The sequence below is a fragment of the Bordetella genomosp. 7 genome (genome assembly GCF_002261415.1).
In the GTDB taxonomy this organism is placed as follows: domain Bacteria; phylum Pseudomonadota; class Gammaproteobacteria; order Burkholderiales; family Burkholderiaceae_B; genus Bordetella_A.
Window position 1 is genome coordinate 56454 of the sequence record NZ_NEVI01000009.1, and the last position, 14133, is coordinate 70586.

Genomic DNA, 14133 nt, shown 5'->3' on the forward strand with positions numbered 1-14133 from the left:
AATCAAACATTTGCATTGTTTGTTATCACTAAAGTAAATGACGCTCGCCGCAAACTAGTATGCGTGCGACTCGGGGGGCGGCGCCTGCTCGAACACCATGCCTTGCGCCTTGCACACCTTCAGGATTTCTTCGCGCAGCCAACGGTGCGCCGGCAGGTTGTCCGAGCGTTCGTGCCACACCAGATTGACGGTGCGGTGGGCAAACGGAAAAGGCGCTTGCACGGCTTCGAGCAGGTGGCTGTACGGGCTGTTGCGCACCGTGTTGGCCGGTACCACGCAGATCAGGTCGGTTTCGGCCAGCAGGCGCGGGGCCAGTGCGAACTGGTTGATGGTCAGCACGACATTGCGCCTATGGCCATGCGCGGCCAGCTCATGATCGATCAGCGCCACCGAGCCCAGCAGGCTCACCATCAGGTGACGGGCCCGCAGGAAGCTGTCCAGTGTCAGCCGGGGCTGGGCCAGCAATGGGTGGCCCTTGCGCATCGCGCATACATAGGTCAGGGTTTCCAGCGGCAGGGTACGCAAAGATGACCCGAAATTCGAATACACGCCGGCGGCCATGTCGACTTCGCCTTTTTCCAGCAGTATGCCGGCGTTGTCCAGAGAGTAAGGGTGCAGGTGGATGCGGATATTCGGCGCCACCTGCTGCTGTTCCACAAACAGCGGCCGAATGACCTGGTCCGCCACGTAATCGGACATCGCCAGCCGGAACACCGCCTCGGAACGGGCAGGATCGAATTCGTTATGTTTAAGCGTGTCGGCAATGCGGGCCAGCGCGTCGCGGATGGGTGGCCACAATAATTCGGCGCGCTGTGTGGGCAGCACGCCGCCCGGTACTTTGACGAACAGTGGGTCTTGCAGCGTGAGCCGCAACCGGTTGATGGCATTGCTGACGGCCGGCTGCGTCATGTGCAGCAGGACCGCCGCGCGGGTCACGTTCCGTTCGGTCATGACCGCATCGAAAATGCGCAGCAGGTTCAGGTCGATGGCGCCGAGCATACCAGGCCTATTATCAATATATTTGATGATTGCGTATTTTAATTGTTGATTGGAAATATAACGATAGACCGCTTAACCTTGCCCACGTCGTGAGCAGTTCTGCACCAACGAGGGGGATCCGACTATGGTCAAGCACCTGAAATTTCTGGCCGCCGCCTGCCTGGCGGCCTTCAGCGCCGCGCCGGCAGCCGCCGCGGACAACTTTCCCAGCAAGCCCATCACCATCATCCTGCCGTACGCCACCGGCGGCTCGGCCGATATGCTGGCCCGCTTTGCCGCGCAGGCCCTGCAATCCGAGTTGGGCCAGCCCGCCATTGTGGAAGCCAAGCCGGGCGCCGGCGGCGTGTTGGGCACCGAATACGTGGCCCGCGCCGAACCTGACGGCCATACGCTGGTGGTGACCGCCAGCGGCACCATGGCCGTCAACCCGTACGTGTACAAGCTGCGCTACAAGCCGCTGGAAGATTTCCAACAGGTCACCGTGCTGGTAGACCTGCCTTTCGTGGTGGTCACGAACAACGAGTTTCCCGGCAAGAACTTGCAGGAATTTATCGAGTACGGCCGCAAGAACCCCAACGGCATCACCTTCGGCAATGCCGGTCTGGGCACCCAGCAGCACCTGACGCAGCTGATGTTCGCGCGCGCCGCGGGCATCGAAGTGAACATCGTGCCGTACAAGGGCAGCAGCCCTGCGATGAATGATTTGCTGGGCGGCCATATCAACGCCTTGCTCGACAACACTGGCGTGCAGACACCATTTATCAAGGCGGGCAAGGTGCGGCCATTGTTCGTGACCAACCCGGAACGCGTGGCCGCGCTGCCCGACGTGCCCACGGCGGCAGAGGCCGGCCTGCCGGGGTTTTCGGCCGTGGCGTGGTTTGGCCTGGCTGCGCCCAGCGGCACGCCTGACGCCGTAGTCGAAAAGATCCAGCAAGCCCTGGCGCGTGAATTCGGCAAGCCTGAAATGAAGCAGCGGCTGCTCGATCTGGCCATGATTCCGCGCGTGTCCACGCCCGCCGAAACCACGGCCCGCGTGCAGCACGACCTGAAAACCTTCGGCAAGATCGCCAAAGAGATCGATCTGCAGCCGATGTAGGCGGCCACCGGCAAGTCCCGCGCCCCGCCTACAATGGGGCTTTCCGGAGACCTGCCCTTGATCGAAGCCTTGCCCTGGATCAGCGCCGCGGCGGCGGTGCTGGCCTTCCTCGTTGCACTGAGCCTCTGGCTGCGGCCGTCCGGGCACGCGCGCCTGGCCGACCGCCTTGAACACCTGGAAAGGGCGCTGCGCGCCGATCTCGACGAAAGCCACCGGGGCCTGCGTGCAGAGTTTGCCGAATCCACGCGGGGTCTGCGCGCCGAGCTGGCGCAGGGCCAGGAAGCGCTGCGCGCCGCCTTGTCGCGCGATGCGCAGGCCGCGCGCGCCGAATACGCCGAATCGCTGGGCCGTTTTGCCGCGCAGTTCAGCGAGCGCCTGGAAGGCCTGGTGGCGTTGAACGACCGCCGCATGCAAGACGTGCGCCAGACGGTCGACCAGCGTCTGCAGGCCCTGCAGGCCGACAACGGCGCACGGCTGGATGAGATGCGGCGCACGGTAGACGAGAAGCTGCACGCGACGCTCGAGCAGCGGCTGGGCGAGTCGTTCAGGCTGGTGTCGGACAGGCTCGAGGCGGTGCACAAGGGCCTGGGCGAAATGCAGGCGCTGGCTGCCGGCGTGGGCGATCTGAAGCGCGTGCTTACCAATGTGAAATCGCGGGGCACGTGGGGCGAAGTGCAATTGGCGCGCCTGATCGAAGACACCATGACGCCCGATCAGTACGCTGCCAATGTCAAGCCGGTGCCGGGCAGCGACGCCACCGTCGAATTCGCCATCCGCCTGCCCGGGCGCACGGTAGGCGGCGCGCCCGTGTGGCTGCCTATCGATGCCAAGTTTCCCAAAGAAGAATACGAGCGCCTGATGGATGCCTGCGACGCCGCGGACGCCGATGCCGAGCGAGCGGCCGGCGCCGCGCTGGCGCGCGCCATCGAGCAGCAGGCACGCCAGATCTCGGCCAAGTACGTCGCCCCGCCGCACACCACCGATTTCGCCATCATGTTCCTGCCCACCGAGGGCCTGTATGCCGAAGTCCTGCGCCGCCCGGGCCTCATCGACAAACTGCAGGCCCTGCGCGTCAATGTGGCCGGCCCGAGCAACCTGGCGGCCATGCTCAACAGCCTGCAGATGGGATTCCGCACGCTGGCCATCGAACAGCGGTCTTCCGAGGTGTGGCAAGTTCTGCGCGCGGTAAAAACCGAGTTCGCCAAGTTCGGCGAGTCGCTGGCCAGCGTGAAAAAGTCGCTGGATTCGGCCAGCAACAAGCTCGGCCAGACCGAAGTCCGCACCCGCGCCATGCTGCGCAACCTGAAAACCGTCGAAGCGCTTTCCGACGCCGAGGCCCACAAGCTGCTGGGCGAATCGACCGACGCCGAACCCAAGCCTCCACTGCTTTAGCCGAGGCAGACGCCGTTTGTCTGCCGCGGTTGTGCCGGGCGCGCAAGCAGGCGGCCGGGCCTGCTGCCACGGGAATGCCCTGGTGGCGTGTTGGGCGGCGGGGCAGCCGGCGCAGCCGGCCGAGGGCGCCTGCATGCGCCCGAGCCCGACGCACGTACGCCACCAGGGCATTCCCGTGGCTGCGGAACTCCACAACGCCAACCCGCTGCACCACAGACCCCCCGCGTCAGGTACAGCGCCTTGCACCGTCTTCCGAAAAATGCTAACGGTGACACATCGCCTCGCCATCTGCCCGGAGGCCCTATGCCGCCGTTCGCCACCCATGCCGTCGTCAACCAGGTAGCGCCCCTGGAAGACTATTCCCTGTATGAAACCGACCTGGTCTTGCGCCAGGCCGTACAGCGCGAAGGCGCCGCAGCCTACGAGTCCACGCTGCGCGAGCATGGCGCCTGGCTGGGCCGCGCATCCACCCTGGCCGCCGGCGAGCGCGCCAATCGCTGCCTGCCCCGCTGGCTGGGCTACGACCCCAACGGCCATCGTATCGATCAGGTGGAGTTCGACCCGGCCTGGCATGCGCTGATGTCCGGCATCGTGGCGCGCGGCCTGCACAGCCAGGCCTGGCTGCAGCCGGCTCCGGGCGCCCAGGCCGCGCGCGCGGCCGCTTACCTGATGCAGGGCCAGGTCGAGGCGGGCACTTTGTGCCCCACCACCATGACTTACGCAGCCGTGCCCCTGTTGCAGCAAGAGCCGGCGGGTGTCATCGATTTCGCGCAACACTGGCTGCCGGCCCTGGCTTCGCACGACTACGATGCTGCCGACGCGCCCCTGCCCGGCAAGCGCAGCGCGCTGATAGGCATGGGGCTCACTGAAAAACAGGGCGGCTCGGACCTGCGCGCCATTACGACCCGCGCCGAGCCCGTCGCGCAGGGCGGTCGCGGCGCGGCATACCTGCTGACCGGCCACAAGTGGTTCTTTTCGGTGCCGCACGCCGATGCTCACCTGGTATTGGCCAATACCGATGCCGGCCCGGGGTGCTTCTTCGTGCCGCGCTGGACGCCGGACGGCCCTCGCAACGCCGTGCGCATCCGGCGTCTGAAAGACAAGCTGGGCAATCGCAGCAATGCCAGCGGGGAAGTGGAGTTTGAACAGGCCTGGGGCATGCTCATGGGCGAGCCGGGCAGGGGCCTGGCCTTGCTGCTGCAGATGGCGGCCACCACCCGACTCGATTGCGTGCTGGGCAGCGCGGCGCTGTTGCGCCAGGCGGTGGTCCAGGCCGCGCATCATGCTGTGCATCGCCACGCATTCGGCCAGGCGCTGGCTCGGCAGCCGCTCATGCTTCACCTGCTGGCGGACCTGGCGCTGGAAAGCGAGGCGGCCACGGTGCTGGCCGTGCGCCTGGCGCGCGCCGTCGACGAACGCGACCAGCCCGCCTCGCGGGCCTTGGTGCGCGTGGGCACGCCCGCCGCCAAACTGTGGGTATGCAAGCGCGCCCTCGCCGCCATTGCCGAATGCATGGAAGTCTGGGGCGGCAACGGTTACGTCGAGACGGGGCCGCTGGCGCGCCTGTACCGCGAGGCGCCTGTCAACTCCATCTGGGAAGGTTCCGGCAACGTCATGGCGCTGGATGTCCTGCGCGCCTTGCAGCGCGACGGCGACTGCCTGGCCGCCTTGCAAGACGAACTGGACCCGGCCCGTGGCGCCTATGCCGACTTCGATCGCTGCTGGGCCGACTGGCAACGGCAGGCGGCGCGCCTGGCGGGCGACGCGGCCGGGCAGGCCCAGGCGCGCGCTCTGGCCGCCGGGTTGGCGCGATTGTGGCAGGCCGCGCTGCTGATACGCCACGCGCCGGCCGCAGTCGCCGACGCCTTCGTGGCCAGCCGGCTGGCCGCGCCCGCAGGTATCGCCGGCGAATTGCCGCCCGGCGCGGACGCCGCCGCCATCGTGGCGCGGGCGTGGCCGGCGATCTGCTAAATTGCGTCTAGTTTTCTCACCAACGACGCGCACTCGCGCGCCCGGCACATATGCTCACGCAACAACAACTCAAGCAACAGTCCGCCGATGCGGCGCTGGCTTTTATCGAACCCCTGCTCGGCCCTGACGTCGTCATCGGCGTGGGCACCGGATCCACCGCGGACCTATTCATCGATGGCCTGGCCCGCTTGCGCGGCCGCCTGCGCGGCGCCGTGGCCAGTTCCGAACGCAGCGCCGCGCGCCTGGCCGGGCATGGGCTGGATGTGCTGGATCTCAACGATGTGCAGACCATGCCGGTCTACATCGACGGCGCCGACGAAATCGACGCCCGCCTGCATATGATCAAGGGCGGCGGCGGCGCGCTCACGCGCGAGAAAATCGTGGCGTCGGTGGCCGATCGCTACATCTGCATCGCCGATGAGTCCAAGCTGGTCGAGCGGCTGGGCGCCTTTCCGCTGCCCATCGAAGTCATTCCCATGGCGCGCGAAGCGGTGGCGCGCGCCGTGGTCGCGTTGGGCGGCCAGCCGCGCCTGCGCGACGGGTTCATCACCGACAACGGCAACATCATCCTGGATGTGGCCGGCCTGCACATTGACGACGCGCCCGGCCTGGAAGCCAGGCTGAACAACCTGCCCGGCGTCGTAACTTGCGGCCTGTTCGCCCAGTCGGGCGCCCACGTGGCGCTGCTGGCCACGCAGCAAGGCATACGCGAGCTTCACCGCCCCTGAGCGCGGCGCGCGCTTCGGCGGCCGCCTTGCCCGCCGCCAGGGCGCGATTCATAATCCTGTCATATACAAGTCATAACCTTGCGGGTCGGCAGGCCCATATGCTTGCGCTCGAACAGGGGGTCGCCATGTACACACCTACGCAGGGAGTCCGGATGACGGAGCACACCAACAAACAATTCGACGCCGATCTGCAAAGCGTCCGTTCGCAGTTCTTGCAAATGGGCGGGCTGGTCGAAGCCATGATCCAGGAGTCGGTCGAAGCCGTCCCCACCGGCGATCTCGAACTGGTCGAGAAGGTGCGCGAGCGCGAAAAACAGGTAAACCGCCACGAAGTCGAGATCGACGAGCGCATCAGCCTGATCCTGGCGCGCCACCAGCCCACCGCCATCGACCTGCGCACCTTGCTGGCCGTGTCCAAGATGCTGACCGACATGGAGCGCTCCGGCGACGAAGCCGAGAAAATCGCCAACGCCGTGCGCCGCATGTACGAGTCGGAACAACGCCATATTCCGGTCATCGAACTGCGCCACATGGCGCTCAGCGTGTCGCGCATGTTGCACAACGCGCTCGATGCGTTCGCCCGCCAGGATCCGATCCTGGCCGCCCAGGTGGTGCGCAGCGACAAGGAAGTCGACCGCGAATGGAAGGGCACGTTGCGCACCCTGATTACCTACATGATGGAAGACCCGCGCACCATTTCGCGTGCCATCGACATGGTGTTCATCGCGCGCGCGCTGGAACGCATCGGCGACCATGCCAAGAATATGGCCGAACGCGTCATTTATATGGTGAAGGGCGCAGACGTGCGCCATACGGGCGTGAAAAACACCGAACGCCTGGCCCGCGGCGAAGAAGACACCGCGCCGCCCCAGCCGCCTGCCGGCGAGTCCTGACACCTTGCGTGCCGGGCCCGGGTGGCCCGGGTTTGCAGGGCATGACCCGGCGCCGGCAGCGCCGGGTTTTTTGTTGCCGCTGCCGTCGTCAGGCCGAAGGCGGCACGAAGCCCTGGGCTTCGACGCTGCCGTCTTCGAACAAGTAGCGTTCCATTTGCTGCTGCAGATACTTGCGCGCGCGCGAGTCGGCCAGGTTGAGGCGGTTTTCGTTGACCAGGCGCGTCTGGATCTGCTTCCATTCTTCCCAGGCTTCTTTGGACACGCTCTGCCAGATGCGGGTGCCCAGTTCGCCGGGGTACGGGGGGAAGTCGAGCCCTTCGGCTTCGCGCTTCAGTTTTACACAGTTGACGGTACGGGACATGGTCTGCTGCCGATAATCAGTGATAGACAGGCCATTTTAGCGGCCTGGCGCATTTGGTGCGCGGGCGGCCCGGCCGGCGGCCGCCCGCCCGTTACAGCTTCTTGATGAAAACCAGGCTATTGCGCGAGCGGTTGTAGTTGTTCTGCTTCTCGCGCGGCAGGTCGGTCAGGCCGCCCCGCACGAACCCGCGCTTCATGAACCAATGCGATGTGCGGGTGGTCAGCACGAACAGCCGGCGCGCGCCCATGGCGCGGGCGCGCGATTCCATGTGACGCAGCAGCATGTCGCCTTCGCCCGACCCCTGCCATTCGGGGTGCACGATCAGGCAGGCCATTTCGGCCATATGTTCATCGGGGTACGGATGCAGCGCCGCGCATCCATAGATGACCCCGTCGTGCTCAAGCACGGTAAAGCGCTCGACTTCGCGCTCGATGACGCTGCGCGGGCGCGGCACCAGGGTGCCGTCGGCTTCGAGCGGCTCGATCAGGCTCAGGATGGCGCCTACGTCGTCCAGCGTGGCCGGGCGCAGGTCATCGAGCGTGTCTTCGACCACCATGGTGCCCACGCCATCGTGGGTGAAGATTTCGAGCAGCACGCTGCCGTCCAGCGCGTAGGGCACCAGGTGTGCGCGCGCCACGCCGCGCTTGACCGCCAGCGAGGCGTGGCGCAGGTAGAAGGCCGTGTCTTCGTCAAGGTCGCCGCGCGCCAGCAGTGCGTCGGCGTCCGCGCGCGCCAGTTCGGTGTCTACGCTGCCGTCTGCGCTCAGCACGCCGTTCGAGCTGGACAGGAATATCAGCTTCTCGGCGCGCAAGGCCACGGCCACGCTGGTGGCCAGGTCTTCCATGGCCAGGTTGAAGGCGTCGCCCGTGGGCGAGAACCCCAGCGGCGACAGCAGCACCACCGAGCCTTTCTCGATCGCGAACTTCAGGGCGTCCACGTCGATCTTGCGCACCTGGCCGGTGTGCATGTAATCGATGCCGTCGACCACGCCGGTAGGGCGCGCCGTGACGAAATTGCCCGAAATGACGCGGATGTGCGAATGTGACATCGGGGTATTGGGCAGCCCCTGGCTGAACGCCGCCTCGATGTCCAGGCGGATTTCCCCCGCGGCCTCTTTCGCGCATTCGAGCGCGGCCGCGTCAGTGGGGGCCAGCCCACGGCCGAACTGCTGGGTGAAACCTTTAAGGCGCAGTTGTTCATTGACTTGCGGGCGCGAGCCATGCACCAGCACCAGGCGCACGCCCAGGGCGGACAACAGCGACAGGTCTTGCACCAGCGCATTCAGCGCGCCCGCCTGCACGAGCTCGCCGCCAAACGCCACCACGAACGTCTTGCCGCGAAACGCGTGCACATAGGGGGCGACTTCGCGAAACCATCGGACGAACTGCGCGGCGGCGAATTCTGGGGCTTCCTGGGCAGAGACGGTATCGGCTTCCTGGTCGGGCATGATGGGCGAGGGGGCTTCCTGGATGGATAGGGCGCCTGGGGCGCGGTCGGCGCCGTCCGTGCATCACGACGGCGCTGGCGGAAATTATATGACCGCCGAAGGCCCCAGGCCGCCCTACAGCGTGCCCGGATACATGCCGCCGTCCAGCACCAGGTTCTGGCCGGTCATGTAGCCGGCCTGGGCGCTGCACAGAAAGGCGCAGGCGTCGCCGAACTCGGCCGGGTCGCCGAAGCGGCGCGCCGGGACGCGCTGCTCGCGTTCGGCCATGATGTCCTGCACGCTGCGCCCGCTGTCGCTGGCCGCCCTGGCCGCCGTCTGGACCAGGCGGTCGGTGGCGAAGGGGCCCGGCAGCAAGTTGTTGATGGTGACGTTGTGGGCGGCCACCTGGCGCGCCAGTCCCGCCACGAAGCCGGTGAGCCCGCTGCGCGCGCCATTGGACAGGCCCAGGATGTCGATGGGCATCTTCACCGCCGCCGAGGTGATGTTCACGATGCGGCCCCAGCGGCGTTCTATCATGGTGTCTATGGTGGCGCGGATCAGCTCGATGGGGGTGATCATGTTGGCATCCAGCGCGGCGATCCAGTCGTCGCGGGACCATTCGCGGAAGTCGCCGGGCTTGGGGCCGCCGGCGTTGGTCACCAGAATGTCGGGATCGGGGCAGGCGGCCAGGGCGGCGGCGCGGCCGGCTTCGGTGGTGATGTCGGCCACCACGGCCGTGACCTGTGCGCCGGTCTGCCACCGTATGTCGTCTGCGGCCGCTTCCAGCGCCTCGCGGCCGCGCGCCAGCATGATCACCTGCGCGCCTTCGCGCGCCAGCGACAGGGCGCAGGCGCGGCCCAGGCCCTTGCTCGATGCGCACACCAGGGCGCGCCTGCCTTCAATTCCCAGATCCATTGCGGTGCTCCAGAGTTCGCCGCCCAGCGGGCGGCATCGCAAATTTTTATAATAGGCGTTCAAAGGATAATCCGTACATGCCCGAAGTTTCCCGCCCAACCGCGCGCGGCGCCGCGCCGCGGCCCGAGCGGCCCATCCCTGCCATCACGTACCCCGAAGACCTGCCCGTCAGCGCGCGTCGCGACGAGATCGCGCGCGCCATCGCCGCGCACCAGGTGGTCATTGTCAGCGGCGAGACCGGCTCGGGCAAGACGACACAGTTGCCCAAGATCTGCCTGGAGCTCGGTCGCGGCCGCCAGCGCATGATCGGCCACACGCAGCCGCGCCGCCTGGCCGCCACCTCGGTGGCCAAGCGCATCGCCGAAGAGCTCAACAGCCCGCCTGGCGAAATCGTGGGCTACCAGGTGCGCTTCAACGATCGCACTGGCCCGAACGCGTCGGTCAAGCTGATGACCGACGGCATTCTGCTGGCCGAGTCTCAACGCGATCCGCTGCTGCGCCGCTACGACACGCTGATCATCGACGAGGCGCACGAGCGCAGCCTGAACATCGATTTCCTGCTCGGGTACCTGAAACAGTTGCTGCCGCGGCGCCCGGACCTGAAGCTCATCATTACGTCGGCCACGATCGACGCCGAACGCTTTTCCGCGCATTTCGGCGCAGGGCCGGACCGCCCCGCGCCCGTCATCGAAGTATCGGGCCGACTGTATCCCGTCGAGGTGCGGTACCGGCCGGTGCGCGTCGAAAACGCCGATGAAGAGCCTGCGTCGCGGCCCAAGCGCGAACGCCTGGACGGCGACGAAGAGCGCGACCTGATCGACGCGATTGTCGATGCGGTCGACGAGTGCGCGCGCCACGGTCCGGGCGACATTCTGGTGTTTCTGCCCGGCGAGCGCGAGATCCGCGAATCTGCCGAGGCGCTGCGCAAGCACCATCCGGCCGGCACCGAAGTGCTGCCGTTGTACGCGCGCCTGTCACAGGCCGAGCAAGAGCAGATTTTCCGGCCGCGCACCAATGCGCGCCGCATCGTGCTGGCGACCAACGTCGCCGAAACCTCGCTGACGGTGCCCGGTATCCGCTATGTCATCGACAGCGGGCTGGCGCGTGTCAAGCGCTATTCGTGGCGCAACAAGGTCGAGCAGTTGCGCATCGAGCCCATCAGCCGCGCGTCGGCCAACCAGCGGGCAGGCCGCTGCGGGCGCGTGGGTCCGGGCGTGTGCATCCGCCTGTACGACGAAGCAGATTTCAATTCGCGCGCGCCATTCACCGACCCGGAAGTGCTGCGCTCGTCGCTGGCCTCGGTCATTCTGCGCATGAAGTCGTTGAAACTCGACGAAATCGAGGAATTTCCGTTCGTGGAGCCGCCTCCCGGGCGCGCGATTGCAGACGGCTACCACTTGCTGCAGGAACTGGGCGCGATCGAGCCGGTTGCGGCCGGCGCGGCGGACGCCGAGGCGGATGCGCCGCGCACCGGCTCGGCCTACGCCCTGACGCGCGTGGGGCACGAACTGGCCCGGCTGCCGGTGGACCCTCGCATCGGCCGCATGATCCTGGCCGCGCGCGAACACCAATGCCTGGCCGAAATGCTGATTATTGCTTCGGCCCTGTCGGTGCAGGACCCGCGCGACCGTCCCATGGCCGAACGCGAGGCGGCCGAGGCGGCGCACGCCAAGTTCTCCGACGAAAAATCCGAATTCATTTCCTTCCTGAAGCTCTGGCGCTGGTACGGCGAGCAGGTGCAGCACAAGGCGTCGCAGCGCAAGCTGGTGGCCCTGCTGCGTCAGAATTTCCTGTCGCCGGTCCGGCTGCGCGAATGGCATGATGTGCATACGCAGCTTGCCGCATTGGTGGGCGAGCAAGGCTGGCGCGTCAACCAGGCCGAAGCCACTTACGAACAATTGCACCTGGCGCTGCTGGCGGGGCTATTGGGCAACATCGGCTTCAAGGGAGAAGAGGGCGGCCTGTATCGCGGCGCTCGCGATATCCGTTTCCATATTCATCCGGGCTCGCGCCTGGCCAAAAAGGGCGGGCGCTGGATCATGGCGGCCGAACTGGTCGAGACCACGCGCCTGTACGCGCGTTGCGTGGCGCGCATCGAGCCCACCTGGCTTGAACGGGCCGGCGCGCACCTGCTGCGGCGCAACTGGTCGGACCCGCGCTGGGAAAAGAAAGCCGGGCAGGTTGTCGCCAACGAGCGCGCCACGCTGTACGGGCTGGTCGTCTATTCAGGCCGCCGCGTGCATTACGGACGTGTCAATGCGGCGCATGCGCGCGAGCTCTTCATACGGCAGGCCCTGGTGCCCGGCGATATCGACACTCGGTTGGCGTTTGTCGCGCACAACCGCAAGCTCATCGCCGGCATTGAAAAGCTTGAGCACCAGACGCGTCGCCCCGACATTCTGGTCGACGACGAACTGATTTTCGCCTTCTACGACCGGCTGCTGCCCGCCGATATCTCGCAGACGGCGTCGCTCGAGAAATGGGTGCATGGGCTGGACAAGGCCGCCGCCGCCGCGCTGATGCTGACGCGCGAAGAGTTGATGCGCCACGAGGCAGCGGGCGTCACTACCGATGTATTTCCCAAGCAGGTCGAATGGCAAGGCGTGTCCATGGCGCTGGACTACCATTTCGAGCCGGGCTCGCCGCGCGACGGCGTGACGCTGTCGGTGCCGCTGTTCGCGCTGAACCAGCTCGATCCGGCGCGCTGCGAGTGGCTGGTGCCTGGCATGCTCAAAGAAAAGGTGCACCTGCTGCTGAAGTCGCTGCCGCAGAAACTGCGTCGCCATTGCGTGCCGCTGCCTGACTACGCCGCCGGCTTCTACGAACGCTGGTACGACCGGCTCGACGATCCGCAAACCGGGCTGGTCGACGCGCTCATTGCCGACATGTGGGCGCAGGTACAGGTGCGGCCCGCGCCGGGGGATTTCAAGCTCGAAACCTTGCCTGCGCACCTGTTCATGAACTTCAAGGTGGTCGACGAGCACGGCCGCATGCTCGCCGCCGGGCGCAACCTGGCGCAACTGAAGGCCGAACTCGGGAAGCAGGCGCAGGCCACCTTCCAGCAACTGGCCGTGCGCGACGCGGGTGTGGCGCAAGCGCTGTCGCACGAAAACCTCACCTCATGGTCGTTCGGCCCGCTGCCCGAAATCATGGAGATCAAGCGCAAGGGGCAGTCGGTCATCGGCTATCCGGCGCTGGTGGATCGCGGCACCCACTGCGACCTGGATGTGTTCGACGACCCCGGCGAGGCGCGGCGCCATCATCGCGCCGGGCTGTTGCGGCTGTTCCGGCTGGGCCTGCGCGACCAGGTCCGGTTCCTGGAAAAGAACCTGCCCGATCTCACCAGAATGAGCATGCTTTACATGAACCTGGGCACGCAGGAAGAGCTGCGCGACCAGATCATCGACTGCGCGCTGGCGCAGGCATGCCTGGCCGAGCCATGGCCGGCGGATGAGCCGTCGTTCGAGGCTCGCCGCCAGGACGGCAAGGGTCGCGTGGGCCTGTTGGCCCAGGAAGCCGCGCGGCTGGCGCACGCCGTCCTGGCGGAATACGGCGCGCTGCAGCGCAAGCTGCCGCAGGCCAAGCCGCATGCGGCGGCCTATGCCGACCTGCAGCAGCAGATCGGCGCGCTGGTTCCGAAATGGTTCTTGCGCGACACCCCGCATGCGCAGCTGGCGCATTTTCCGCGTTACCTGAAGGCCGCGCAGGCCCGCATCGACAAGCTGCGCGCCGACCCGGCGCGCGACGCCCGGCTGATGTCCGAGATGGCGCCGCTGCTGACGCAATATCAACGCGCCCGCGCCGCCCTGAAGGGCGCGCCCGATCCCAAGCTGGACGAGTTCCGGTGGCTGCTCGAAGAATTGCGCGTCGCCTTGTTCGCGCAGGAACTGCGCACGCCGATGCCGGTGTCGGTAAAGCGATTGATGAAAACGTGGGAATCGCTAAGGCGATAGGCCAGTCCGCAGCCGGCCACGGGCCATGGCAGCGGGCAGCGTCGGCGCCTCGGACAGTATCGGTGTCTGACACCCTTCGGGAGTCAGACACCGTCTGCGCTGTGCTTATATCGCACGCGCAACGGCATTGATCGGTGTCTGACTCCCGAAGGGTGTCAGACACCACCAGCGCTGTGCTTATATCGCACGCGCAACGGCATTGACCGGTGTCTGACTCCCGAAGGGTGTCAGACACCACCAGCGATGCGCTTGCATCGCACGCGCAACGGCATTGACCGGTGTCTGACTCCCGAAGGGTGTCAGACACCACCCGCGATGTGCTTGCATCGCACGCACAACGGCATTGATCGGTGTCTGACTCCCGAAGGGTGTCAGACACCACCCGCGATGTGCTTGCAT

10 protein-coding genes are annotated in these 14133 nt (G+C 66.5%); 6 read left to right on the top strand and 4 right to left on the bottom strand.

The window, feature by feature from the left end; all coding sequences use genetic code 11:
- Window positions 1-54: 54 nt before the first annotated feature.
- Window positions 55-999 (bottom strand): LysR family transcriptional regulator, encoded by a 945-nt coding sequence (locus CAL18_RS05640; protein ID WP_026639399.1) that lies wholly within the window; start codon window positions 997-999, stop codon window positions 55-57.
- 124 nt (window positions 1000-1123) lie between these two features.
- Between CAL18_RS05640 and CAL18_RS05645 the strand changes: the two genes are divergently transcribed.
- From CAL18_RS05645 to phoU, 5 genes are all read left to right on the top strand, one after another.
- On the top strand, window positions 1124-2095 hold the full coding sequence (locus CAL18_RS05645) for a Bug family tripartite tricarboxylate transporter substrate binding protein (RefSeq protein WP_094796252.1): 972 nt from the start codon (window positions 1124-1126) through the stop codon (window positions 2093-2095).
- 57 nt (window positions 2096-2152) lie between these two features.
- A complete protein-coding gene (gene rmuC / locus CAL18_RS05650; RefSeq protein WP_419670189.1) occupies window positions 2153-3487 on the top strand; it encodes a DNA recombination protein RmuC in 1335 nt (444 codons plus the stop codon).
- Window positions 3488-3790: 303 nt separating this feature from the next.
- Entirely contained in the window at window positions 3791-5458 is a 1668-nt protein-coding gene (locus CAL18_RS05655) for an isovaleryl-CoA dehydrogenase (RefSeq protein ID WP_094817498.1), read from the top strand.
- A 50-nt stretch (window positions 5459-5508) separates the two neighbouring features.
- The gene (gene rpiA / locus CAL18_RS05660; RefSeq protein ID WP_094817499.1) at window positions 5509-6186 is read left to right on the top strand and encodes a ribose-5-phosphate isomerase RpiA; all 678 of its coding nucleotides are present in this window, start codon (window positions 5509-5511) and stop codon (window positions 6184-6186) included.
- A 152-nt stretch (window positions 6187-6338) separates the two neighbouring features.
- Entirely contained in the window at window positions 6339-7079 is a 741-nt protein-coding gene (phoU, locus tag CAL18_RS05665) for a phosphate signaling complex protein PhoU (RefSeq protein WP_026639403.1), read from the top strand.
- 88 nt (window positions 7080-7167) lie between these two features.
- On the opposite strand, the gene CAL18_RS05670 is transcribed toward phoU, so the two are convergent.
- The 3 genes from CAL18_RS05670 to CAL18_RS05680 form a co-directional block, all read right to left on the bottom strand.
- Window positions 7168-7440 carry an oxidative damage protection protein gene (locus CAL18_RS05670; protein WP_026639404.1) on the bottom strand — a complete coding sequence of 91 codons (273 nt, stop codon included), beginning with the start codon at window positions 7438-7440 and terminating at the stop codon, window positions 7168-7170.
- Between the two features lie 91 nt (window positions 7441-7531).
- Window positions 7532-8887: an amino-acid N-acetyltransferase gene (gene argA / locus CAL18_RS05675; RefSeq protein ID WP_038852256.1), complete on the bottom strand. Its 1356-nt coding sequence runs from the start codon at window positions 8885-8887 to the stop codon at window positions 7532-7534.
- Window positions 8888-9001: 114 nt separating this feature from the next.
- Window positions 9002-9781 (bottom strand): SDR family oxidoreductase, encoded by a 780-nt coding sequence (locus CAL18_RS05680; protein WP_094817500.1) that lies wholly within the window; start codon window positions 9779-9781, stop codon window positions 9002-9004.
- 77 nt (window positions 9782-9858) lie between these two features.
- Between CAL18_RS05680 and hrpA the strand changes: the two genes are divergently transcribed.
- Complete coding sequence (gene hrpA / locus CAL18_RS05685; RefSeq protein ID WP_094796257.1) at window positions 9859-13734, top strand: ATP-dependent RNA helicase HrpA; 3876 nt, start codon at window positions 9859-9861, stop codon at window positions 13732-13734.
- Window positions 13735-14133 lie beyond the last annotated feature (399 nt).